This is a genomic window from Polaribacter butkevichii (assembly GCF_038024105.1).
Lineage (GTDB): Bacteria > Bacteroidota > Bacteroidia > Flavobacteriales > Flavobacteriaceae > Polaribacter > Polaribacter butkevichii.
The window spans coordinates 1,618,886-1,644,812 of sequence record NZ_CP150661.1; the positions used below are offsets into that span (position 1 = coordinate 1,618,886).

Consider the following 25,927-nt stretch of genomic DNA (forward strand, 5'->3'; position numbering starts at 1 on the left):
CAAACTCTTTATGAAAAAAAACTTACTATTTTACTTTATTTTATTCCTTTCAATAACTACAACTGTAGAAGCTCAAAGGAAGAAATCAAAAGACAAAAAAACAGATCAAACCTCAAAAGTATCCCCAAAAAGTAAAACGCCTAAATATTCTGACTTTGTAAATAAAGACACAAAAACAGATGACGGACTTTTTAAAATTCATATCAATAAAGAAAAATTTATTTATGAAATTCCAAAATCTTACTTAGGTAAAGAAATGCTATTAGTAACCAGGTTAAAAGACATTCCTGCAGGTTTAGGTGGTGGCTATGTAAATGCCGGTTCTAAAATTAACACACAAGTAGTCGTTTGGGAACACTACAAAGACAAAGTTTTATTAAAAATAAAATCTTATGATGCCGTTGCAAATGATTCTCTACCAATTTATAAATCGGTAAAATCTAACAATTTAGAACCTATTATTTATTCTTTTGATATTAAAGCACAAAACACAGATTCTACTACTGTTTTAGTAGATGTAACAAAATTCTTTTCTTCTGATGTAAAAGCAATTTCTGGATTACCTTCTAGATTCAGAAAAACATACAAAATAAAAAGATTAGATGATTCTAGGAGTTTTATAAGCTCTATAAGAAGTTTTCCTAAAAACATAGAAGTTGTACAAAACTTTACTTTTGATGCCGACGAACCACCAAGTAATGCAAGCACAAATACTATTACAATGCGCATCAATCAATCTATGATTTTATTACCAGAAAAACCAATGATGCCAAGAATCTATGATAAAAGGGTTGGTTATTTCTCTATCGGAAACGTAGACTACAGTTCAGAAGCTTTAAAAGCAGATGAAAAAAGATATATTAAAAAATGGAGGCTAGAACCTAAAGATACGGAAGCATACAATCGTGGAGAATTGGTAGAACCTATAAAACCAATTGTATATTATTTAGACCCTGCAACTCCAGAAAAGCTAAGAAAATACATCAAACAAGGTGTTGATGATTGGGCTAAAGTTTTTGAAACAGCTGGTTTTAAAAATGCTATTATGGCAAAATTACCACCAACAAAAGAAGAAGACCCAGATTTTAGTATGGAAGATGTTCGTTATTCTTCTATTAGATACGTAGCTAGCACAACAAGAAACGCAACCGGACCAAGTGTTTCGGACCCTCGATCTGGAGAAATTTTAGAAAGTGATATTATTTGGTACCACAACCACCTACGCTCATACAGAAATAGATATTTACTAGAAACTGGAGCCGCAAACCCATCTGCAAGAACATTAGACACTCCTGCTGAAGATATTGGACAAATGATGCGCATGGTTATTTCTCACGAAGTAGGGCATGCTTTAGGCTTGCCTCATAACATGGCTGCAAGTTACGCATACCCTGTAGATTCTTTACGCTCTGGGAGTTTCACTCAAAAAAATGGTATTGCAGCAACCATAATGGATTATGCGCGTTACAATTATGTTGCACAACCTGGTGATAAAAATATTCGTTTTATAAGACAACTTGGGCCTTACGACCATTATGCTATTAACTGGGGATATCGTACCATACCCAATGCAACAAAATCAGAAGATGAAGTAAAGACTTTAGATAAATGGATTGAAGACAAAGCAGACAACCCTGTTTATAGATTTGGCGGACAACGTTTTGATCCTTCTGCTCAAACAGAAGGAATTGGAAACGACCAGGTTAAGGCAAGTACTTATGGTGTAAAAAACTTAAAAATTGTTGCTAAAAACCTCCCGAACTGGACCTCTAATCAAACAAATAATTACGAAGATTTAGATGAACTATACGGAGAATTATTAAGTGTTTGGGGCAGATACGTTGGTCATGTTACCGGAAACATAGGTGGTGTTTATGAGTTTAATAAAAAACCATCGCAATCTGGAGACGTTTATGTACCTGTTACAAAAGCAAAGCAAAAAGAAGCAATGGCTTGGTTGCAAAAAAATGTTTTTAAAACACAAACATGGTTGTTAGATAAAAACATTTTAAACAAGATTGAAGAAACAGGATATACAGATAAATTAGGTCGTTACCAAGAGAGAACTCTAGGTACACTCTTAAATTACCGTACTTTAAACAGAATGATTGATGCAGAAGTAATTCAAAAAGAATTTTACGCTGCTTCAGACATGGTTAAAGATTTAAGAAAAGGTATTTTCTCTGAAACCAATTCAACTAAAAATGTAGACTTACAAAGAAGAAACCTGCAGAAAGTTTTTATAGCTAGAATGGAAAATTTAATAAATGATGAAACCACAAAAAACAACGATATATCATCTATTGTTAGAGGGGAATTAGAAGTATTAAAATATCAAGTAAATATTGCAAGTAAAAGAGCAATAAATACAATTTCTAAATATCATTATAAAGATTGTTATGCCAAAATAAATGACATTTTAAATCCTAAAAAATAGTCTTTATTTTCTTACTAATTTAATTCCTATTGCGCATTGTAAACACTGTTTCTTTGCGCAATAGTTATTTTTAAGCTCTAACAAAGCCTGACTCTCATAGGCATTTTTTACGCTAACTCCTATTTCATCGAACTTAGAAATAATACTATTTTTTTCTGTTTTTATTTTTTGAAGAATATCTAAAAAGTCATTTTCACTTACTCCTCCTCTATTTTTTTGATATAAAAATTTTAAAGGAACAATAGTGTTTATCAACAATAAATCTACAAACGATTTTGTTAGTTTTTTAGGTGATGATTTAGAAACTTTATCAAAAGTAAAATGTGTTTTCCAAAACGGATTTACACTTACCTCAAACAAATCATAAAACTCTTTTAATGTTTCTGTTTGCATCATTTTAGAAAACAAATTAGCATGCAGATGATACAAAGAAATTAATTGAGCTATCCTTATGGTAGGAAAATTTGGTGGTCGCATTCTAAAAAAAGAAAACTGATTCTTAGAAATAGCATTTAATTGATATTTGTGTTGCAAATATTTGTACTCATTTTTTAATTCTTGATGATACTCCTCCTCAACAACATCTTCTAAAAAACCTGCTTGTCCAAACAATAAAGAGGTAAGTTGTTTTTCATCATCTCTTACCTTTCTTAAAACAGAAAAATCAAAAGATTTTGCTAAATACAAAAAAGCATCTCCATTTACTTTTAATCCAAAGTTCTTTGCTAATAGTTGAAACAAAACCACTTCATAATCATTTTTATTTTCAACCAAAAGTTGATTCATTTCATTTGATTTCCGTTCTAATCTTTCAAAAAACAAGCGTTCTTTCCAATTATCAACCGTAAAGTTATCAATTGTATTAATTTCTTTTTCACAAGGAATCCAACGTGGTTTCGATGAAAATAAATTACGATAATTATTTAGAGCATTACTAAACACAAAATCTTTTAAAACCAACACAGGTAAAGGTTTGTTGTTTTTCATAAAAACTGTTGCATCATCTTCCCAAACAACATGCAAAATAACAGCATCGTAATTTTCATCAACTTCGTGGTGATGCACATACCAATCAGACGATTTTAAATGTATTTCTACATTACCAATCCAAAGCTGGTTGTCTATTTTTAACTGGGTATTTAAAAAATCGGGTCCAGAATTATGATTATGTATTCCAATTTTAAGAATTGATAACGCGTCTTTAGTAGCTGTTTTTAAATCATCAATAGAAAATAATTGATATTGCCATACATAATGAAGAAAATCCTCATTCATAGTTTTTGTTTTCAATATACAAAAAATCATTTATACACTTATAAACATTTATAATCGCTTTAGATAACTCATCTAAAAGAATGCCTTATTTTTGCAGTATAATTAAGATAAATGAATATTATAGATAGTTTAAAATGGCGTTATGCTGTTAAAAAATTTGATTCAGAAAAACAACTTTCAGAAAAACAAATAAACACATTAAAGGAAGCCTTTAACTTAACCGCTACTTCTTACGGTTTGCAACCTTTAAAGCTCATCGTAATTAAAAACAAAGAAATTCAGAAAGAGCTAGTAACTCATTCCTGGAACCAAAACCAAATACTAGAAGCATCTCATGTTTTGGTAATTTGTATTCCTATTAATTACACAAATACCGAAGTAGAAAAGTACTTTAGTTTGTTAAAGAAAATTAGAAATACACCAGATGCAATTATAAAACCTTTTAAAGATTTTTTAACGGCAGATATTGAACGAAAAACACAAGAAGAATTAACTTTGTGGAATAAAAACCAAGCATACATAGCACTAGGAAACTTAATGACTGTTTGTGCTGTTGAAAAAATTGATGCTTGCCCAATGGAAGGTTTTATTCCTGAAAAATATGACGAAGTTTTAAAGCTAGAAGCACAAAATTTAAAATCCGTATTGGTATTACCAGTAGGTTTTAGAGCTGATGATTGTTACATGAAAGATTTAACAAAAGTTAGAAAAGAAACGCAAGACATTGTAATAGAAATAAACTAAATTTATACCATAAAATTATTAGATAAAATGAGTGAAGCAGTAAGAAATTTAGAACCTAAAATTGTTTGGAATCACTTTGCAGATTTAAATGCAGTTCCTCGTCCTTCTAAAAAAGAAGAACGCGTAATTCAGTTTATGGTTGATTTTGGTAAAAAATTAAATCTAGAAACCTTTGTAGATAAAGTAGGTAATGTTATTATATCAAAACCAGCAACAAAAGGTTTAGAAGACAGACAAACAGTAGTTTTACAGAGTCATTTAGATATGGTTCATCAAAAAAACGCTGACACTAATTTTGATTTTGACAAAGAAGGAATTAAAATGTTGGTTGATGGAGATTGGGTTACTGCAGACGGAACTACTTTAGGCGCAGATAACGGTCTAGGTGTTGCAGCAATTATGTCTATTTTATCTTCGGATGATTTACAACACCCAAATATTGAAGCATTATTTACCATTGATGAAGAAACTGGTATGACAGGTGCAATGGGGTTAGAAGGAGAAATCTTAAAAGGTGATATACTTTTAAACTTAGATACAGAAGAAGATGATGAAATAGGAATGGGGTGTGCTGGTGGTGTAGATGTTACAGCAACTAGAACTTATGCTAAAGAAGAAGTTTCTAAAAATTCTGTTGCATATTCAATTACCGTAAAAGGTTTAAATGGAGGCCATTCTGGAATGGACATTATAAAAGAATTAGGAAATGCAAACAAAATTATGAACCGCATATTATTTGACGGTTATACCAATTTTGGTTTACAAATTTCTGAAATAAATGGAGGTAGTTTACGTAACGCAATTCCTAGAGAAAGTAGTGCGATTGTTACTGTAGACCTTATTTCTAAAGAAGCTTTTCTTTTAGAAACCAACTTACTTATTAACATTATAAAAGAAGAGTTCTTAACATTAGAACCTAACTTAAACATTGACATTCAAGAAACTACTTCTCCAGAAAATGTAATGGAATTAGGTGTACAGGAAGGTTTATTAAAATCTATTTACGCAGCTCATAATGGTGTATATAGAATGAGTCCAGATATTGCTAATTTGGTTGAAACGTCTAACAATATTGCGAGAGTAATTGTAAAAGACGGGCATATTAAAATTGGTTGTTTAACGCGTTCATCATCAGAAAGTAATAAATCTGATTTAGCAAATTCTTTAAAATCTGCTTTTGAATTATCTGGTTTTGATGTTGATTTATCCGGTGAATATCCAGGATGGCAACCAAATGTAAATTCTGCTATTTTAGATGTAGTTTCTAATTTATATGAAACTTTACATGGAGAAAAAGCACATGTTGCTGCTTGTCATGCTGGTTTAGAATGTGGAATATTAGGACAAAATTATCCAGATATGGATATGGTTTCTTTTGGACCAACAATAAGAGGAGCACATTCTCCAGATGAAAGAGCAAGTATTTCATCAACACAAAAATTCTGGAAATTTTTAATAGAAATTCTAAAGAACATACCAAAAAAATAAAAGATTACAGCATGTTTAAAACCGAAGTAGACCTTCGGTTTTTTTTATTTAAATTTGTTTAAAAGCTTAAAAAAAACAAACTTAAACACTTGAAATACTGTAATTTACATTTTTACCTTTTTGTTAACATCTTTCACTTTCTAAAAACATAAAAAAACGTAATTTTACTTTTTCTAAAGAAAACTTTTATAATGGGTAAAATAATTGCTATTGCAAATCAAAAAGGAGGAGTTGGTAAAACAACAACAAGCATCAATTTAGCTGCTTCTTTGGGTGTTTTGGAGAAAAAAGTTTTATTAATTGATGCCGATCCACAAGCAAACGCTTCTTCTGGTTTGGGAATTGATATAGAAACTATAGAGTCAGGAACCTATCAAGTTTTAGAACATTCGATTTCTGCTAAAGACGCGATTGTAAAAACAGATTCTCCTAATGTAGATATTATACCTGCACACATAGACTTGGTGGCTATCGAAATAGAACTGGTAGACAAGCAAGACAGAGAATACATGTTAAAGAAAGCATTAATCGAAATAAAAGACGATTATGATTATATTTTAATTGATTGTGCTCCATCATTAGGTTTAATTACTTTAAACTCTTTAGTAGCTGCAGATTCTGTAATTATTCCTATTCAATGTGAATATTTTGCTTTAGAGGGATTAGGTAAATTATTAAACACCATAAAAAGTGTACAAAATATTCATAATTCTGAGTTAGATATTGAAGGTTTATTATTAACCATGTTCGACTCTAGATTACGACTATCTAATCAAGTAGTAGACGAAGTTAGGAAACATTTTTCTAGCATGGTTTTTGACACCATTATTAGACGAAATACCCGTTTAGGAGAAGCTCCTAGTTACGGAGAAAGTATTATTGCATACGATGCAACAAGTAAAGGTGCCGTAAATTACTTAAATTTGGCACAAGAATTATTAAAAAAGAATTCGTAAAATGGCAAAAGCAACCAAGAAACAAGCTTTAGGAAGAGGATTATCTGCTTTGTTACAAGAATCATCTAACGTTATTTCTGCAACAGATAAAAATGCAGACAAAGTTGTTGGAAGTATTATTGAAATAGAATTAGATTTAATTGAGGTTAACCCATACCAACCAAGAACTTATTTTGATGAAGAATCATTAAGAGAATTAGCAAGTTCTATTAAAGAACTAGGGGTTATACAACCAATTACAGTAAGAAAATTAGACAAAAATAAATTTCAATTAGTTTCTGGTGAACGTCGTTTTAGAGCATCAAAATTAATTGGTAACACAACAGTACCCGCATATATAAGACTTGCCAACGACCAAGAAATGCTAGAAATGGCCTTGGTAGAAAACATACAACGTAAAAACTTAGATCCTATAGAAGTTGCCTTGTCTTACCAACGTTTAATTGATGAAATTCAGCTAACTCAAGAAGAGCTAAGTACAAGAGTTGGTAAAAAACGCTCTACAGTAACCAATTATTTACGTTTGTTAAAATTAGATCCAATTTTGCAAACAGGTATGAGAGATGGTTTTATTTCTATGGGGCATGGTCGTGCTATGATTAATGTAGAAAACACAGAAGATCAATTAGCTATTTACGAAAAAATATTAAGAGATAAATTGTCTGTAAGACAAACAGAAGACTTAGTAAAAAGCTTAAAATCTGGTACAGTTGCTAAACCAAAGAAAAAAGCAGTACCAAATTACATTAAAAATAGTGTTAAAGATATTAGCGAATACTTTGGCCATAAAATAGACGTTACTGTTAGTAATAATGGTAAAGGAAAAATTTCAATCCCTTTTCATTCTGAAGAAGATTTCAACCGAATAAAAAACTTATTAAAATAAGTGCTTTCAAAAAAATATATACTTATAATATTCCTTGCTTTTTTTTCTGCAACTATTTTTGGGCAGAAAGATTCACTTAATGTAAAAGGTGTCAAAGTTAAGGGAGATATTAAAATTGAAAAAGGTGGAGTTTACGATGCTGTAGCCCCATCTAAAGCAGCATTTTATTCTGCTATATTTCCTGGAATGGGACAAGTTTATAATAAAAAATACTGGAAAGCTCCAATTGTTTGGGGAGCCATGGGAACTAGTATTTATTATTATTTAGACAACAACAAAGAATACAAAAGATATAGAACTGCATACAAACTAAGAAAAAACAACTTAGTAGATGAATTTACGGTTGATGGAAAAGAGGTTATTTCTTTAGAAACTTTAGAAAGAGCACAAGATCAATTAAGAGAAAATAGAGATATGTCTCTTTTAACAACAGTAATTTTATATGTTTTACAAATTGTAGAAGCAAGTGTAAATGCACATTTACTACAATTTAACACAGATGATAATTTATCATTTAAACCTACTTTTTTAAACGACCCAATATATGTCGAAGCTCCAAAAGTAGGTCTAACCATTAAATATAATTTTTAAAATGAAGATTGCACTATTAGGGTATGGTAGAATGGGTAAAGAAATTGAAAAAATTGCTTTATCTCGTGGACATGAAATAGTTATTAGAAAAGACGTAGATGATGTAATAGATATTACTTTGGCAGATGTTGCCATCGATTTTAGCGTACCTTCTTCTGCTTATAACAACATAACAAACTGTATAAACAATAAGGTTCCTGTTATTTCTGGAACTACAGGTTGGTTAGATAAATATAATGATGCTGTTGCACTTTGTAAAGAAAAAAACAGCGCCTTTATTTATGCTTCTAATTATAGTTTAGGAGTAAATATTTTCTTTGAGCTAAACAAACAATTGGCAAAGATGATGAGTTCTTTAGAAGACTACAATATTTCTATGGAAGAAATTCATCATACAAAAAAATTAGACGCACCAAGTGGAACTGCAATTACATTGGCAGAAGGAATTATAGAAAATTCTTCTAAAAATAATTGGGAGCTAGACGAAAAAACATCCGAAGAAAACATCCCTATTGTGGCAAAAAGAATTCCTGATGTACCAGGAACTCACACTGTTTGGTATGATTCTGAAGTAGATTCTATAGAAATAAAACACACGGCACATAGCAGAAAAGGGTTTGCTTTAGGTGCTGTTGTTGCTGCAGAGTGGATTCTTGGAAAAAAAGGGGTTTTCTCTATGAAAGATGTGTTAAACATCCGTTAAAAACAGTAACAATTAGGCAATTAATCGTCCTATAAAAAATAAAAATCTTCTCTTTAGAGAAAATTAAAGTACAATATTATGACATTTACAGAATGGTTTATCTTTTTTTTAGTAATACAAGTAATTCATTTTCTTGGAACTTGGAAATTGTATGTAAAAGCAGGTAGAAAAGCTTGGGAGGCAGCAATACCTATTTATAACGGTGTTGTTTTAATGAGTATTATTAAACGCCCAAAATGGTGGATTATTTTACTATTCATTCCGATTGTAAACCTGTTAATGTTTCCTGTTATTTGGATAGAAACTATTAGAACTTTTGGTTTTTACAAAAAAATAGATTCTCTTTTAGTAATTCTAACATTAGGTTTGTATATTTTTTATATCAACTATGCTACAGATGCTAAATACAATGCAGAAAGAAGTTTAAAACCACGCTCTGAATTAGGAGAATGGGTAAGCTCTATTACCTTTGCAATTATTGCAGCAACCTTGGTACACACTTATTTTATGCAACCTTTTACCATACCAACATCTTCTTTAGAGAAGTCTTTATTAGTAGGAGATTATCTTTTTGTAAGCAAGTTTCATTATGGTGCTAGAGTTCCGTCTACAGTAATTGCTGCACCAATGGTTCATGATTCCTTACCTATTGTAGGAACTGCATCTTATTTAAAAAAGCCACAATTGCCTTATACCCGTTTACCTGGTTTACAAGAAATTAAAAATAACGATATTGTTTGTTTTAATTGGCCTGCAGATACATTGGCAACTATGTGGGGAGATACTTCTGGTAAATTTACCTACAAACCTGTAGATAAAAAAACCAACTATGTAAAACGTTGTGTAGGTATTGCAGGAGATTCTTTAGAAATTAAAGATGGTTATGTATATATAAATGGGCAAAAAAACAAACTCCCTTACAGAGCCAAAATACAATTTTATTATACATACGAATCTAAATCTGCCATTGATATCAATAACTTTCCTAAGTTTTTAATCAAGAAAGAAAGAACAGGTGTTTACAAAATTTTAAATGAATATTGGAACAACCCTAAAGTACAAGAAGCCTTTAAAAAAGGTGCAAACTTATCTAAAATAGGTTCTGACTCTCTATATACTGAAGTTGCAGGTGGTGTTTCGCAAGATTTAGCAAGTCGTTTAAAAATGACGAATGTAGCTAACAAGATAAACATCAATTTAACTGAAGATGAAGTTATCGAACTTAAAAAATATCCATTAACTGTATCGGTTAAAAAGGTTAACCATGGTGCTGATAATTCTATTTTTCCGCATGTAGAAGCAAATAAATGGAGTCAAGATAATTTTGGACCAATTTATATTCCTAAAGCTGGTGCAACAGTAAAAATAGATACTAAATCTATTCCTTATTATGCCCAAATTATTAAAAACTACGAAAATAACGATTTACAAATTGTAGGAGAAAATATTTTTATCAATGGTAAAAAAGCAGATTCCTACACTTTTAAACAAGATTATTACTGGTTGATGGGAGACAACAGACACAACTCTTTAGATGCCCGTTATTGGGGTTATGTGCCTTTTGATCATGTTTTAGGTAAACCGGTTATGATTTGGTTTAGTTGGGATGCAAATGCACCTACTTTTGGAGAAAAAATAAAATCAATCCGTTGGAACAGAATGTTTACAACCGTTGGCGGAGACGGAGAACCGGTTTCTTACAGATATTACGTTTTAGCTTTAATAGCTTTATATATAGGCTATAGTTTTTACAAAGGGAAAAAGGTTAAAAAATAGTAAATCGTATTCAGTAGTAATTTTCTATTTTCAATTGATTAGAAACCACTGCTACTGAATACAAAGACTGAAAACTAAAATATAATGTCACTTTTTATTCCAACTTACTTCTCTCCTATTTCTCAATATTCAGAAATTGTAAAATCAGATTCTGTTGTTTTTGAAATGGAAGATAATTTTCAGAAACAAAGCTATAGAAATAGATGTTATATCTTTAATGCTAACGGAAAACAGCTATTAAACATCCCTGTAAAGGATAAAAACAAAGGTACTTCTCAAAGAAAAAAAACAAAAGATTTATTGGTAGATAATGATGCTCACTGGCAAACACATCATTTAAAATCTTTACAAACCGCTTATAGAACATCTCCTTTCTACGAATTTTATGAAGATGATTTACGTACTATTTTTACAAAAAAATATACATTTTTACAAGATGTAAATATTGATGCACATTTATTTATTGCAGATGCTTTACAAATACCACTAACCTATTCTAAAACTAAGGAATATAATATAACTACAGATAAAAATGATTTTAGAGAATTGGCTGATGTAAAGTTTCAACCTAAAAAAACTGTAGAAAAATATATTCAAATGTTTGATGACAAGCATGGTTTTATCCCTAATTTATCTGTTTTAGACCTGCTTTTTATGGAAGGTCCAAATACAATTAGTTATTTATAATAAAAAAAGTCTTAACTTTAAGCATCATTTTACCTCTTTCTATATTTTAAAACTAGAGGTAATGTACTATTTTATTATGAAATTTCTAACAGACTTTTTTGCGACCATAGATCATATTCCTAAAAAGTCTATAGATAAAATATTGTTACTTATTAGAGGCAAAAGTTTAAAAAAAGGAGCCGCAATTGCTAAAGCAGGAGAATTACCCAAAGATATTTATATTCTTAAAACTGGCGTTATTAGATCTTATTATACAGATGATAAAGGTAAAGAATATATAAGACATCTTTTTACCCCCTTTAGAGCAACAGGAGCATTAGGAGCTCTTATTCTTAAAAAACCATCTAGATTGTCTTATGATTGTTTAACTGATTGCGACGTTTATGCCATTAATTTTAATGATTTTATAGAATTAACAAAAGATGATATTGGTTTGTCTAATTTGTATAATATAATCTTAGAAATGGTATTTCTTACTTTAGAGTCTAAAATTTACGATTTATCCGTTTTAAACGCTACAGAAAGATACTTAAAATTAAAAAAACAAATACCAAATATAGAAAACCTAATACCACAATACCATATAGCATCTTATCTTAATATTACACCTGTTCAATTAAGTCGAATTAGAAAGGAAATATACTCAAAATAACCTATTCAATTAACATATGTTAATTTCTAACATAGGTTAATACCTTAGATTTGCAGAATATTATTTCCCCAATTTTATTGTTACATTAGCAATAAATATAAAGGCTTATTTATTTTAAATAGGCCTTTTTTTAGTTTATGAAAATACCATTTATAATACACTACGGACTGCATTTTGTAGCGCCTCTTTTTATAGCTTACTTTTTCTTTAAAAGTAATTGGAAAGTTGTTTATTTAATTTTTATCTGTTCTATGCTTGTAGATTTAGATCATTTATTAGCAACTCCAATTTTTGACAAAGATAGATGTAGTATTAACTTTCATCCTTTGCATTCTTATATTGCCATCGCAATTTATAGTGTTGGGCTATTTTTTAAGAAAACAAGGGTACTCTGTATTGCTCTCTTATTTCATATGCTTACAGACTATATAGATTGTTATTTGTAATATTTTTTAAGCAAATTATCAAACTCATTAGAAATATTAAGTTTTAAAATTAAAAAGATATATACCACTATAATCAAAATACTTTTTAAAAGAATATTTATAATAGGATGTACAGGAAACTGCCAAACATAAATATCTGTTATAGGAAAATCCCAGAAATTAAAAGCCAAATAAAGACCGATGATAATTAAAATCATCTGTAAAGACTTATCTGTAAAAGGAGTTATAGAAAACTTAGCTTTAACAAAAACCAACTTAAATGTATTTGCTAAAAAGATAACAATTAAAGTTGCTAGAGCCAAACCATCTGTTCCCATATCTAATTCGTAATAAAAAAGTTTATTTAAAAGGTAAACAGATAAAGCCATAGAAATACTAATGGGTAATGTTATTTTATAAAACTTAGAGTTATTTATAATAGCTCCATTATTCCCTAAAAAACCATTGTAAAGCTTCAGTACAGAAATCATAAGAACTACCATTGTTCCTCCTCCATACTCTTTTGGTAACAAGTTAAATAACTGACCAACATTTGCATTTATTAACACAAAGAAAAGGCCGCTAATTAATAATAAGTTAATAGAACTCTTTTTATATAAAGAAGCTACTTCTTTATGATTTTCTTCATTTAACGTCTTAGAAGTTAAAGGCTGTAAAATGTTTAACATGGCTCTACTAGGTGCCTCTATAAAAGAACCTATAAAAACGGCTACCGAATAATAAGCTGCAATTACTAAAGATTCCTTACCCGGAATCATAAATTTATCGATGTCTAAAATAATAGCGCCTGCACTTCCCGCTAAAATAATATATCCAGAAAAACGAATTACTTCTTTAAAGTTATCAGGCCTAGAAAGTGTAAATTTTGGCATGTATAAACTAAGTGCATAAAACATCATTATAAACATTCTTAAAAAATAAGCACCCGTTAAATAGTAAATAAATTCAGGTTTTGTAATCAATTCAAAGTAAACAGCAAATAACAGTATCATAACTATTACTCGATTCCAAAGTTCTTTTAATATATTACCAAAAACAGACTGAAACTGAACTTTAGCCCAAGAATAAAAAATCTCAAAATAAGAACAAGCAACTGCTATTAAGTAAATAACAAATGTATAATCTTTAATAATCGGGTTTTCTATGGATAGATAATCTCCAATTTCTTGATAAAATAAATTACCAAAATAAGCTATGGGAATTGCAATTAATAATGGTAAAAAAATTACGGAAGATAAAAACTTATCTTTTTCTAATTTTGTAAAATAGCTAGAAAAAAACTTTACAATTGTATGATGAATTCCTAATGCAATTAACGGCATTAACAAATTAGATGTAGACAATAAAAAAGTTACCAAACCATAATACTCATCTTCTAAAAAACGGGTATATAAAAATAACGTATTTATCCCTCCAAAGGCAAACCCTAGATAAATAAAAAGTGTGTTTTTAAAAGACTGTTTTAATATAATTCCCATTTTATAAATGTAAACTTTTAATAATCAAAGCTAACTCTTTGGTTAATTCTTTTCTGTGGTATTTCTCTATATTTTTAGAGTTTACATCTAAATTTCCTATTTTATATTGATGATATAATTTTTCTATTTCTGATGATAATTTCTCTTCATTATCAAAATCAAATACAACTCCAGCATGGGTTTCTTTTAAAATTTCTGATAAATCTCCATCTTCTGGACCGATGGCTACAATAGGTCTTTTTGCTGTTAAATATTCAAACAACTTTCCTGTTAAAATTCCTTTTGATTTTTCAACATTCGGTATCAACAATAATAAAACCTGAGCTTTTTGTTGATAATTAATAGCTACATCATGAGAAACATACCCAACAAAATTTGTGTTATCAAGTAAATTATTATGTGAAATCTGTTCTTTTACTTCATCTGAAATATCTCCAATAAAATTTAATTGTAAATCATTTTTAAAAGCTGAATTACCTATACATAATTGTTGTAAAACTTTAAATAATCTTTTAGGATTACTTTGTTTTGGCAATAAACCTATATAAGAAATTGAAAACTTAGCATCTAAAACAGTTGTGTTACTTGTTAAAACTTCATCATCAAAACCATTGGTAATCACTTCTATTCTACTTGCTTTTTTAGCAAATTCTTCTTTTAGAGAATTGCTAACAGTTAACACACAATTTGCATTTTTTAAAACACTTTCTTCTAACCTTTTATTTCTATTTTTAGCAAAAGACAATTGCTTAAAATCTTTGTTATAATATAAATCTGACCAAGGATCTCTAAAGTCTGCAAGCCATTTAATATTGTTTTTTTGATGTAATTTCTGAGCAATCAAATGCATACTATGTGGCGGACCGGTAGAAATTATCGTATCAATTTTATTAGCATCTAAATACTTCTGAAGATACTTAACAGAAGGCTTTACCCAAAAAACTTTAGGATCTGGAATAAAAAAATTACCACGAATAAAAGACAAAACTCCCCCGTTACTTACATTAGAAATTCCGCTTTTTTGCTTTTTGTTCTTTTTCCAAAAAAGGACATCTGTAGGCTCCCAAATAGGTTGTTTTAAAATTTCTATATTATCGGGTACTTCATTAATAAGCGTAGCATCTTCTTTCGGATAATTGGCATTATCAACCGTATATACAACAGGTTCTATACCAAATTCTTGTAAATATTTTACAAACTTTAACCAACGTTGCACTCCAGAACCGCCTGCAGGTGGCCAATAATATGTAATTATTAATACTTTCAAGACTCTAAATTATCGTATAAATGTAGCAGTTTTTTTTCAGTAAACTCCCAGTTTAAATCACCATTGTAGGCTAACTCAAAACCATTAGCAGCTTTTTGGGTTGCTAGCTCATAATTATTATAAATTTCTACCACTTCCTTAGAAAAACTATTGGCTTTTCCTGCTTTAAAAATGAATCCAATGTCATTCGATTTTACAACTCTTTCTAAAGGAGCGCAATTAGATACTAATAACGGTTTTTTTGATAGTAAAACCTGATATAATTTATGCGGAATGGTACTTTCTGTATGTAGATTAGAAATATGAGGAATAATATTTACAGCAGAACTTTGCATAATTCTAGCAACTTCTTTAAATGGTTGACTACCGTAAATAACTACATTTTTACGAACATCAAATTCATCTATTAAATTTTCTAAATAATTTCTCACATCTTTATTTGCAGGACCTACGAGTGCCAATAATGCATTAGGGATTTGTTTAGAAACCTCTTGCATCCCTTCAATGGCTGTTTGTAATCCTCTATGAGGTCCAAACCCACCAAGGTACGAAATAATAAATTGATCTTTATGTGCCTTAAAAAATGAATCTTCGATTGTATTAAAATTCGCAACAAAGTCTTTTTTTTCCGAATTGGTAATTACAGTAATTTTACTTTCATCTATTAAGGTATCAGCAACAATTCTGTCTTTCATCTCCTCTACAACCGCAATAATATTATCATACTTTTTTATAATACGGTTTTCATAATTTTGCCATCTATTACAATTAAAAAATAGTTTATTTTTTAATCTTATTACAGGATTCTTTCTCCAAGAAAACCAAGTTAATAAAGCAGCTGCATAATTTTCATGTAAATCTAAAACAGATTTTAAATGGTACTTTTTAGCTGCTAAAAACCCAGTTTTTGCAAGAGGTAAATCATGCACATGAAGTACATTAATATTATTTTTTTTGATAATTTCTGGTAAAATCTCATGAAACTTTGGATGCACAAAATTGATAGCTAATCGCATATCAATCAATCCTTTTTCTGTAAAACTTTTGTAGTAGATATCTCTTAATACAGTTACATTATTAATTACCTCTATTTTTTGATCATTTTCTTTTCTACAACATAAAACAAATACAGTGTGTTTTAAGGCTAAAGACTCAGCTTCTTTTCTAACTCTTATATCTGCAGGATAATATCCATCTACAATCATTAAAATAGATTGCACTTTTGGTTTATTTGGTTGCATACACTGCGTAATATCTTGGAGTAAATTTGCGTAAAATAGGTCTAAATCCAATTTTATCAATCGGGCTTGTCCATTTTTCTTTTTCTTGAATTTTCCAATCAGATTTTTCCAACAACCAATCAAATTGCCAATCTTCAAACTCATGATAATGCCGGTCCCACATATCGGTTTTACTTCTATAGGCTTTTGCAAACCATAAATTTAGAGGAATGGTTGCAATTAATTTAGTTGCTTCAATTTCTCTCAACACATTAAAAGGTGCTAATAAGTGTTCAAAAATTTCGAAAGCCGTAATAGCATCCACCTTATGTTTTTTTACTATTTCTGGCAGAATATCTAAATCTTCTCCTTCTGTATTAATTACAGTGTACCCGTTTTGTTCCATAATTTCAGAAAAAGGATTTCTAATACCTAAATCTAAAATTACTGCCGGACTTGGTAGTACTTTTTGCAAAAAAGCTAAAGTGTGTTCGTATCTTTTAGATGGAATTTTACTATACATTCATTTTTGTTTTCTTTTGATTATAAAAAATTCCACCAGCTGTTATCAACAATAATAAAGCATACGATGATAATGAAATAATTTTTCCTTGCTGAATTACTTTTGGCTCAAACTTAAATTCGATGATATGTTCTCCGGCAGGAATTGTCATCCCGCGTAACACATAATTTACTCTTACATGTGGTGTTAATTTTCCATCAACATAAGCATTCCAACCATCTTTATAATAGATTTCAGAAAAAACGGCAAACTGATTTTTTGCTGTTTTAGATTGATACGTTAACGTGGTAACATCATACTTTAAAAGTTTTATAGTTGCTGTTGTATCTATTTCTTTCGGAAAACTAATTTTACTTTCTTTAGAAGCCTCTTTTTGATAAACAGCAAATTTCTTGGTGTTTAATGAATCTAAAGCTTGTATTTCTTCATTTGCAGAACCTACAACTTTTACACGTTCTACAAACCAAGCATTGCCATTAGCATCTGGGTTTAATTGCGATTGCTTTTCTCCTTTATCATTACCAATAATAAAATACTTTGTGTTTAACATGTTTAAAACTTGCATGTTATTTTTAGCAATTTGAAAATCGAACAATTCTTGATAACGTCCTAATTTTGCGGCATGATACCCACCTATCGATTGATGAAAATAAGAGGTACTTCCATCATTCATTGGGTTTACTGTAAAATTACCAACTCTATAATGTGTTTTGTCTTGCAATATCATTTTATCGGCTGTAGAAGCTGTAAATGGTTTTTCTATTTTTCTTGCTGATTTAAAATCGTCTTCATTTACATATTTCTTGTCCACAGAAATTAAATCGAACAACACAAAAACCGTTAATGCAATTACTGCAATCCCTTGTTTTAGTTTATTTTTTAACAGCATCCATAAAACACCTGCAGAAAGTATCATTAAAAATAACGAACGCAAAGTATCCATAAATAACATCGATTTTCTATCAGAAATAATAGCATCTGTTAAACCTGGTAACTGTTTGTATTGAGCATCTCTTATTCCTTCAAAAGTAGAAAATCCGTGTGCTAATAAAAATCCTACAATAATTAGTCCTCCAAAAGTATATATTGCTTTTTTAAGTGCGTCTTGTTTTTCATCCGAAGAAATTTTAGAAGAAAAGAATTGTTTTAATGCCAATATCCCTAAAATAGGCACACATAATTCGGCTATGATTTGTATGGATGAAACTGCTCTAAATTTATTGTATAAAGGAAAGTAATCAATAAAAAAGTTGGTTAAAACATCAAAATTCCTTCCCCAACTCATTAAAATTGAAAAGACTGTTGCAGCAACTAACCATTGTTTTAAACGTCCTTTTACCAAGAAAATTCCTAAGAAAAATAGAAAGAAAATTACGGCACCAATATAAGCAGGTGCTTCTACAATATTTTGATCTCCCCAATAGGTAAGTGCCTGCGCAGAATACTCCTTTGCTGCGCTTTTACCTGCTTTATCCTCTATGGTTTGAAAAAAGTTAGAATCTTCTCCTAATTTTTCAACCGTTCCCCCACCCATAAAACGTGGAATGAATAAATTAAAAGTCTCTAATTTGGCATAACTATATTCTGTAATATAAGCTTTATCTAATCCTTTACTGGCCGCTTTTTTTGTTCCATCAGGATTAATTGTTAATTCAGATTTCCCTCTAGTACTATGATCTGCATATTCTTTCATGGCCATTAAACGAGAAGAATTAGCTCCAATGCCTAATAAAACCGCAGCAAGAATTACAACAACTTGTTTTATAAAAGTAGGAATTATCTTTTCTTTAACGGCATGGATCAATTCTACAATACCTAAAATTATTAAGGCAAAGCCCAAATAATAGGTCATCTGAGGATGATTTGTATAAATTTCTAAAGCCATTGCGACTCCAGTTACCAAAAAACCCAAAATATATCGTTTCTGAAAAACCCATAATAATCCCGCTAAAACCAAAGGCATATATGCAATTGCATGCGCTTTTGCATTATGTCCTGCTCCAAAAATAATGATGAGATAAGTAGAAAAACCAAAGGCGAGCGATCCTAAAATAGCCAATCTCCAATTGACTTTTAACGCCATCATTAACACAAAAAAACTTAAAAAATACAAAAAAGTATAATCTGCTGGTCTTGGTAAAAAACGTAAAATTCTATCTAAAACCCTTACAAAATCATTCGGATAATAGGCACTTACCTGATATGCTGGCATCCCGCTAAAAGAAGCACCTGTCCAATAAGGTTCTGCATTCTTATCTGCTCTAAAATCATTAATCTCTTTTACCATTCCGGTAAATTGAGTAATATCAGACTGATTTAGTTTTTCTCCTTTTAAAAGCGGATGAAAATAGATAATGGAAGCCAAAGCAAAAATGGCCACAGCACCTACATAAGGTAAAAATTTGGTGAATTTCATAAATTATTCTATTTCTTCAAAATCCACATATTCTCCAACAGAGTTTTTACTTTGTTGTTGGCTACTTGGTTTTTTATCTATTACGGTTTCTCCTTCAGAAACAGTACTTTTTTGTTCTTGTTGCGCTCCTCCATATTGCTGTTCTGCCTTCTTTTGAATTGTTTCCGCTGCTTTTTTAATTAAAAAAGGCGCAAATAATTTTGCTAAAAACTTAAAAGCATAATAAAAAAGAACAATAAAAAAAATTGTTTTTAATAATCCCATTCAAATATATATTTATAAAAAAATCAATCAAAAATAACAATTTGAACACAATTGAAGCGTTTAGAAACTATAAAACTTTCTTAAACTCAAAAAACTATCGTTTGCTTTTAAAAAATAGCTTTTTTAACCTATGTTTGTGTAACAGATAGATACAACTTATAAAATCGTATCCTAATTTATGAAAAAACTTTTTCTACAACTTTCTATCACCTTTATTATACTTGTAAACCATTCCTTACAAGCACAATACACAGATATCATAAACTCCAATAAACCTGGTTTTTCGGAAAGCCCTTATAGTGTTGGTACTGGCGTTTATCAGTTTGAGAGTAATTTTTTCTTTAAAAATACAAGTGTAGAACCTCTTTTTTCGAGACCACAAGCTTATGGTGCAGATTTACTTTTTAGAACTGGTTTTTTTCTTGAAAAATTAGAATTAAATGCTCAAGTAACCTATCAAAAAGATAAAGTAGCTTTTAAAAACATATTTACGTCTCATTATTTTACTTCTGGTTTTAGTAAATTTACCATTGGTGCAAAGTATTTATTGTTTCAACCAGAATACACCGATAAGACAAAAGAAATTAGAAGTTGGAGAAGACGAAACGCATATGACAAAAAACGTTTAATACCTTCTGTAGCTCTTTATTTAGGTGTAAATACAGATGTTGTAAGTAAAGATTATAAAGCAGAAAGTGTATCGCCAAAACTAGGTCTACTACTGCAACAAAACCTTACCGACGAGTTTAATATTATTTATAATGTGTATTATGATAAAATGGGAACCGATTTTTCTGAATTCTCATACATCATTACCGCTACCCAAAACTTTAACTACAATTGGTCTGGTTTTTTGGAGCATCAAGCAACCTATTTAAATGATCAAAATAATTTAAATTTAGGTGCTGGTTTAGCCTATCTTTTTCATCAAGATTTACAAATTAACACCTCTGCCAGATATCTTAAAGAAGGGAAATCTCAAGGTTTTTATGCTGGTTTAGGAATCTCTTACAGAATTGATGCACATCACGATGCATATACCGATTTAGACGAAAACGGAAAACAACTAAAAAGCACTCCAATAAGTAGATATAATAAAAAACAAAATAGTTTCTTTAATAGAATTTTTAATATTTTCAAGAAAAAAGACAAAGAGAAAACAATTAAAAAAAGAAGCAGAAAAAGAAGTAGAGAAAGTGCTTCAAAAAAAGAAAAGAAAGGTGGCTTTTTAGGGATTTTTGGTAAGAAAAAGAAAAAAGAAGAAACAGAAATAGAAAAACTAGAACGAGAAATTAAAGAGTTAGAGAAAGAAGTTGAAAAGGAAGATGACTAAAATAACAATTAGAAATACTATTTTTGTAATATGATTACAATTAAAAAAATGACAACGAAAAAGGAAATGAAACAATTTGTTACATTTCCTTTTTCGTTATATAAAGATAATAAATATTGGGTACCACCTATAATTAAGGATGAAGTTGATAATTTTGACCCAACAAAAAATCCTGTTTTCGAAAATGCTGATGCACAGTTTTTTGTAGCCATTAGAAACGGTAAAATTGTTGGTAGAGTTATTGCAATTATCAATTGGTTTGAGGTTGAAAAGCAACAAATTAAAAAAATGCGTTTTGGCTGGTTTGATGTTATTGATGATATTGAAGTAAGTAAAGCTTTATTAAATAAGGTAAAAGAAATTGGCCTTGAAAATAAATTAGAATATATAGAAGGCCCTATTGGTTTTAACAACCTAGACAAAACAGGTGTTTTAGTCGAAGGTTTTGATCATATAGGTACCATGATTACTTGGTACAATCACCCATATTACAAAGAGCATTTAGAACAATTAGGCTTTGTAAAAGAGAAAGAATATTTAGAGAATAAGTTTAAGTTTAAAAATGTTGATGGTGTGTATTTTGATAGAATTAGCAGCATTATAAAAAGACGTTTTAAATTAAAAGCATTAGATTTTACAAAGACAAAAGATATTATGCCTTATGTAGATGAAATGTTTGAAGTTTTTAGTGCTTCCTACTCTAAACTATCTTCTTTTGTTCCTATTTCTGATGCTCAAATTGCTTTTTTTAAAAAGAAATACATTAGTTTTATCAACCCAGAATATATAAAATTTGTGGTTGATGAAAACAATAAATTAGTTGCCTTTGCTATTGTGATGCCTTCTTTTTCTGAAGCTTTACAAAAAGCCAAAGGAAAGTTATTTCCTTTTGGATTGTTCCATTTATTACATGCAAGAAAACATGCTAAAGACGTTACTTTTTACTTAATTGGAGTGCATCCAGATTACCAAAACAAAGGAGTACATGCTATTATTTTTGATCAATACACCAAAACTTTTGCGCCTCTAGGAATCGATAATTGTATTAGAACTCCCGAGTTAGAAGACAATGAAGCTATTAAAAAATTATGGGAAAACTTTGATCCCGTAACTCATAAAAGACGTAGAACGTATCGAAAGAATATTCAGTAAGCAGTAGGCAAAAACCCGAACGAATGTCATTTCGAAATGAGCTTTTTTAGCGATTGAGAAATCTCAACTTTACATATTAAATTTTGAACTCATAACCATGCAATTATTTTATAATTCAGAAATTTCTACAGAAACCACACAAATTACTTTTGATAAAATTGAGAGCAAACATATTGTTCGTGTTTTAAGAAAAAAAGAAGGTGATATCTTAAAAATCACCAATGGTAAAGGAGAATTATTTGATGTAGAAATTAGTTTTGCAAACGATAAAAGGTGTGCAGCAATTATTATTAACGCTCAGAAAAAACCAAAACCGTGGAGTTATTACTTGCATATTGCCATTGCGCCAACAAAATTAAATGACAGAATTGAATGGTTTTTAGAGAAAGCTACAGAAATTGGTATTGATGAAATTACACCAATTATTTGTGCTAACTCAGAACGCAGAGTTGTAAAACTAGAACGTTTCGAAAAGATTCTTCAATCTGCAATGAAACAGTCTTTAAAATTTACATTACCAAAACTAAATGCTCCTGTAAAATTAGCCGATTTTATAAAACAAGATTTTGAAGGACAAGTTTGTATTGCTCATTGTGAAGATCAAGAAAAAACATTATTGCAATCTGTTGTAAACCCCTCAGAAAAAACAACCATTTTAATTGGACCAGAAGGCGATTTTTCTCCTGATGAAATAAAAAAATGTTTGGCAAAAAACATGATTCCTGTTTCTTTAGGAGAAAGTAGATTGCGCACAGAAACGGCAGCTTTGGTGGCTGTAAATACGGTTTCGTTTATCAATCAGTAATTTTTACTATATTGCTTTCAATTCTCACTAAAATAATTAATGAAGCAACCTTTATTTCTAATATTCATATTTCTATATTTTTCGGTAAATGCACAAGACGTTGCCATTCTTAAATACAATGGTGGTGGAGATTGGTATGCAAACCCAACTGCAGTTCCTAACTTAATCGCATTTGCAAACGCAAATATTGGTACTCATATTTCTAAAGATCCACAACCAGTAACTATTGACAGCGAAGATATTTTTAACTTCCCTATCTTATTTATGACAGGGCATGGAAATATCTTATTTTCTGATGACGACGCAAACAACCTTAGAAATTATTTAATTTCTGGCGGATTTTTACATGTTTCGGATAATTATGGTTTAGACAAGCACATCCGAAGAGAATTGAAAAAAGTGTTTCCGAATTTAGAGTTTAAAGAAATACCCAACAATCATCCTATTTATAATCAAACGTATAAATTTAAAAACGGAATTCCTAAAATTCATGAACATGATAAAAAAGCAGCACAAGGCTTTGGTTTATTTTACGAAAGTAGATTGGTTGTTTTTTATGATTATGAAACCGATTTAAGTGATGGATGGGAAGATGAAATAGTGCATAACAACCCAAAGAATGTTCGTGAAAAATCGTTAAAAATGGGTGCAAATATTATTGAATTTGCTTTTAAAAACTAGTAAGCGTTAAGCAAAAATAAGTTTTTTAGCCTCTCTACTAATTCAAAACCATGCAAAACAACATAGATATAAATATAGACGACATTAAAATAAATTTTGATGAGAGTGGTTTATGGGTTTTAAATATTGCTATCGCTATTATTATGTTTGGTGTTGCATTAGCAATTAGTGTAGACGATTTTAAACGACTTTTTAAAAACCCTAAAATAGTTTTTGTGGGAGTTTTATCGCAATTTATATTATTGCCAGCATTTACTTTTTTAGCAATCTTATTGATAAAACCTCATCCTAGTTTTGCTTTAGGAATGATGATGATTGCTGCTTGTCCTGGTGGAAATGTATCTAATTTTTTTAGTAAAATGGCTGGCGGAAATGCAGCATTATCTGTGAGCTTAACTGCTTTTGCAACCTTAATTTGTATTGTAATGACTCCGTTTAACCTTCAATTTTGGGGAAGTTTATACGAACCTACAAATCAAATTTTAAAAACAGTTTCTTTAAACCCTTTTGATTTGTTTAAACTCGTTTCATTAATCTTAGGAATTCCTTTACTTCTTGGTATGCTAATTAAACATTACCATGCTAAAATGGCTAGCAAAATAGAAAAGGTTTTAAAACCGCTGTCTATGTTGGTTTTTATTGCGCTAATTTTTATTGCTTTTTCTCAAAATTTAGATGTTTTTGTAAATCATATTCACCACGTATTATTTTTGGTGATATTTCATAACATATTTGCTTACTTTTTGGGGTTTTATACCGCAAAAAGTTTTAAATTGAATAAAAAAGACTGCAAAACAATAGCTATGGAAACAGGAATACAAAATGGAGGTTTAGGTTTATTGCTTATTTTTGGTTTCTTTGAAGGATTAGGAGGCATGGCTTTATTAGCTGCCTTTTGGGGAGTGTGGGATGTTTTTTCTGGCATGGCATTAGCCACTTATTGGGGCAGAAAATCATCTTTAAAATAATTATAAAATTATATGGAAGTTTCACAGATTTGGTTTAGATTGGTTCGTTTTTATGTACAACTAGGACTCTTTTTTTACACAAAAAAAATAAAGATAATTGGTCTTAAAAATGTTCCTAAAAAAGGTGCTGTACTTTTTGCGGTAAACCATCCTAACGGATTGATAGATCCGTTAATTGTAACTACTAATAATCCTAGAGCGAGTTATTTTTTAGTAAAAGCTGCTGCTTTTAAAAATCCTATTATAGAAAAAATTCTTAATTCTTTAAACCTTATTCCTATTTATAGGATGCGAGACGGAATTGATCAATTAGCAAAAAACGAAGAAGTTTTTAATAAATGCTACAACATTTTTAATAGAGGAAAATCTTTAATGATTTTTCCGGAAGGAAGTGATTGTAGAGATAGAACTGTAAGACCTTTAAGCAAAGGGTTTACAAGAATTGTTTACGGTGCTATTGAAAAATACCCCGATTTACAAATTCAGGTTGTACCTGTTGGTCTTACTTATCAAAATGCTTCTCAGTTTCCTAGTAAAGTAGCTTTGCATTACGGAACACCGATTGATGCAAGTAAAATTTACGCAAACAACATACCGAGTAAATCTATCAATATTCTAAAAAATGAGGTAGATGCTCAATTAAAAAATTTATCTGTACATATAAAAAAGGATGAAAACTATGATACTGTTTTAACAAAGTTAAATGATGCTCAAGTAGATTTTACAGAAGTTAAAAAAGTACAAGAAATGATAAAAACAAATACATTTCCGCCTAAAAAAGAAGGTTCTAAAAATTATTTAAAACCTTTGTATTACTTAATTGTTTTAAATAGTATTATTGAGTATTTCATTTATAAAAAACAAGCTAAAAAAAATCCGGATGTTGATTTTATAGATACGTTTAGGTTTACTTTTAACTTGTTTATTTTACCGCTATTTTATGTATTACAAGCTTTTATTGTATCGTATTTCTTTGGTAATAAAATGGGGTTACTCTACTTAGCCTTTAGCCTTTTAATTATATTTATATATAGTAAGTTATCGCCAACAAATACAGAAGCTAGTTCTTAAAAAAAACAAACCGTTCAAACAGGTTTAGCCCTGATTGAACGGTTTTTGTTTGAGCTCTTTTTTATTCCTTTTTAGGATAAAAAAAGCGAGTAGTGAAAGCAGGAAATA

24 protein-coding genes are annotated in these 25,927 nt (G+C 29.9%); 17 read left to right on the plus strand and 7 right to left on the minus strand.

Going from position 1 to position 25,927, the window contains the following annotated elements:
* Positions 1 to 10 precede the first annotated feature (10 nt).
* Positions 11 to 2,437: a zinc-dependent metalloprotease gene (locus tag WG951_RS06765; protein WP_105050501.1), complete on the plus strand. Its 2,427-nt coding sequence runs from the start codon at positions 11 to 13 to the stop codon at positions 2,435 to 2,437.
* A 3-nt stretch (positions 2,438 to 2,440) separates the two neighbouring features.
* Here WG951_RS06765 and WG951_RS06770 read toward each other — a convergent pair whose 3' ends face one another.
* Entirely contained in the window at positions 2,441 to 3,712 is a 1,272-nt protein-coding gene (locus WG951_RS06770) for a DUF2851 family protein (protein ID WP_105050500.1), read from the minus strand.
* 111 nt (positions 3,713 to 3,823) lie between these two features.
* Here WG951_RS06770 and WG951_RS06775 point away from each other — a divergent pair, with 111 nt between their 5' ends.
* The 10 genes from WG951_RS06775 to WG951_RS06820 all read left to right on the plus strand — a co-directional run bounded on the left by WG951_RS06775 (position 3,824) and on the right by WG951_RS06820 (position 12,641).
* Positions 3,824 to 4,456 (plus strand): NAD(P)H-dependent oxidoreductase, encoded by a 633-nt coding sequence (locus WG951_RS06775; protein ID WP_105050499.1) that lies wholly within the window; start codon positions 3,824 to 3,826, stop codon positions 4,454 to 4,456.
* Between the two features lie 27 nt (positions 4,457 to 4,483).
* The gene (locus tag WG951_RS06780; RefSeq protein WP_105050498.1) at positions 4,484 to 5,944 is read left to right on the plus strand and encodes an aminoacyl-histidine dipeptidase; all 1,461 of its coding nucleotides are present in this window, start codon (positions 4,484 to 4,486) and stop codon (positions 5,942 to 5,944) included.
* Between the two features lie 191 nt (positions 5,945 to 6,135).
* The gene (locus WG951_RS06785) at positions 6,136 to 6,900 is read left to right on the plus strand and encodes a ParA family protein (protein ID WP_105050497.1); all 765 of its coding nucleotides are present in this window, start codon (positions 6,136 to 6,138) and stop codon (positions 6,898 to 6,900) included.
* A 1-nt stretch (position 6,901) separates the two neighbouring features.
* Complete coding sequence (locus WG951_RS06790) at positions 6,902 to 7,786, plus strand: ParB/RepB/Spo0J family partition protein (protein WP_105050496.1); 885 nt, start codon at positions 6,902 to 6,904, stop codon at positions 7,784 to 7,786.
* On the plus strand, positions 7,787 to 8,377 hold the full coding sequence (locus WG951_RS06795; RefSeq protein WP_105050495.1) for a DUF5683 domain-containing protein: 591 nt from the start codon (positions 7,787 to 7,789) through the stop codon (positions 8,375 to 8,377).
* A 1-nt stretch (position 8,378) separates the two neighbouring features.
* A complete protein-coding gene (gene dapB / locus WG951_RS06800; protein WP_105050494.1) occupies positions 8,379 to 9,080 on the plus strand; it encodes a 4-hydroxy-tetrahydrodipicolinate reductase in 702 nt (233 codons plus the stop codon).
* Between the two features lie 78 nt (positions 9,081 to 9,158).
* On the plus strand, positions 9,159 to 10,856 hold the full coding sequence (gene lepB / locus WG951_RS06805) for a signal peptidase I (protein WP_105050493.1): 1,698 nt from the start codon (positions 9,159 to 9,161) through the stop codon (positions 10,854 to 10,856).
* Positions 10,857 to 10,940: 84 nt separating this feature from the next.
* Positions 10,941 to 11,543 carry a WbqC family protein gene (locus tag WG951_RS06810; RefSeq protein ID WP_105050492.1) on the plus strand — a complete coding sequence of 201 codons (603 nt, stop codon included), beginning with the start codon at positions 10,941 to 10,943 and terminating at the stop codon, positions 11,541 to 11,543.
* 61 nt (positions 11,544 to 11,604) lie between these two features.
* Entirely contained in the window at positions 11,605 to 12,195 is a 591-nt protein-coding gene (locus tag WG951_RS06815; RefSeq protein ID WP_105050491.1) for a Crp/Fnr family transcriptional regulator, read from the plus strand.
* Positions 12,196 to 12,332: 137 nt separating this feature from the next.
* Positions 12,333 to 12,641: a DUF6122 family protein gene (locus tag WG951_RS06820; protein WP_105050490.1), complete on the plus strand. Its 309-nt coding sequence runs from the start codon at positions 12,333 to 12,335 to the stop codon at positions 12,639 to 12,641.
* On the opposite strand, the gene WG951_RS06825 is transcribed toward WG951_RS06820, so the two are convergent.
* From WG951_RS06825 to WG951_RS06850, 6 genes are read right to left on the minus strand one after another with little or no spacing between them, the layout of a single operon-like run.
* Positions 12,632 to 14,119 (minus strand): lipopolysaccharide biosynthesis protein, encoded by a 1,488-nt coding sequence (locus tag WG951_RS06825; protein ID WP_105050489.1) that lies wholly within the window; start codon positions 14,117 to 14,119, stop codon positions 12,632 to 12,634. The two genes, WG951_RS06820 and WG951_RS06825, sit on opposite strands and share 10 nt — an antisense overlap.
* 1 nt (position 14,120) lies before the next feature.
* A complete protein-coding gene (locus WG951_RS06830) occupies positions 14,121 to 15,386 on the minus strand; it encodes a glycosyltransferase family 4 protein (RefSeq protein ID WP_105050488.1) in 1,266 nt (421 codons plus the stop codon).
* The gene (locus tag WG951_RS06835; RefSeq protein WP_105050487.1) at positions 15,383 to 16,627 is read right to left on the minus strand and encodes a glycosyltransferase; all 1,245 of its coding nucleotides are present in this window, start codon (positions 16,625 to 16,627) and stop codon (positions 15,383 to 15,385) included. The genes WG951_RS06830 and WG951_RS06835 overlap by 4 nt, the downstream gene beginning before the upstream one ends.
* A complete protein-coding gene (locus WG951_RS06840; RefSeq protein WP_105050486.1) occupies positions 16,614 to 17,129 on the minus strand; it encodes a methyltransferase in 516 nt (171 codons plus the stop codon). The genes WG951_RS06835 and WG951_RS06840 overlap by 14 nt, the downstream gene beginning before the upstream one ends.
* Complete coding sequence (locus WG951_RS06845; protein ID WP_105050485.1) at positions 17,122 to 19,545, minus strand: YfhO family protein; 2,424 nt, start codon at positions 19,543 to 19,545, stop codon at positions 17,122 to 17,124. Before WG951_RS06845 ends, WG951_RS06840 begins: the two co-directional genes overlap by 8 nt.
* 3 nt (positions 19,546 to 19,548) lie before the next feature.
* Complete coding sequence (locus tag WG951_RS06850) at positions 19,549 to 19,809, minus strand: DUF4834 family protein (protein WP_105050484.1); 261 nt, start codon at positions 19,807 to 19,809, stop codon at positions 19,549 to 19,551.
* Between the two features lie 178 nt (positions 19,810 to 19,987).
* On the opposite strand from WG951_RS06850, the gene WG951_RS06855 reads away from it, so the two are divergent.
* The 6 genes from WG951_RS06855 (at position 19,988) to WG951_RS06880 (ending at position 25,819) form a co-directional block, all read left to right on the plus strand.
* On the plus strand, positions 19,988 to 21,142 hold the full coding sequence (locus WG951_RS06855) for a transporter (protein ID WP_105050483.1): 1,155 nt from the start codon (positions 19,988 to 19,990) through the stop codon (positions 21,140 to 21,142).
* Between the two features lie 30 nt (positions 21,143 to 21,172).
* On the plus strand, positions 21,173 to 22,294 hold the full coding sequence (locus WG951_RS06860; protein WP_105050482.1) for a GTP cyclohydrolase: 1,122 nt from the start codon (positions 21,173 to 21,175) through the stop codon (positions 22,292 to 22,294).
* Between the two features lie 97 nt (positions 22,295 to 22,391).
* Complete coding sequence (locus WG951_RS06865; protein WP_105050481.1) at positions 22,392 to 23,099, plus strand: 16S rRNA (uracil(1498)-N(3))-methyltransferase; 708 nt, start codon at positions 22,392 to 22,394, stop codon at positions 23,097 to 23,099.
* Between the two features lie 39 nt (positions 23,100 to 23,138).
* Complete coding sequence (locus WG951_RS06870; RefSeq protein WP_105050480.1) at positions 23,139 to 23,780, plus strand: DUF4159 domain-containing protein; 642 nt, start codon at positions 23,139 to 23,141, stop codon at positions 23,778 to 23,780.
* Positions 23,781 to 23,830: 50 nt separating this feature from the next.
* Entirely contained in the window at positions 23,831 to 24,748 is a 918-nt protein-coding gene (locus tag WG951_RS06875) for a bile acid:sodium symporter family protein (protein WP_105050479.1), read from the plus strand.
* A gap of 12 nt (positions 24,749 to 24,760) precedes the next feature.
* Complete coding sequence (locus WG951_RS06880; protein ID WP_105050478.1) at positions 24,761 to 25,819, plus strand: lysophospholipid acyltransferase family protein; 1,059 nt, start codon at positions 24,761 to 24,763, stop codon at positions 25,817 to 25,819.
* Positions 25,820 to 25,927: the final 108 nt, after the last annotated feature.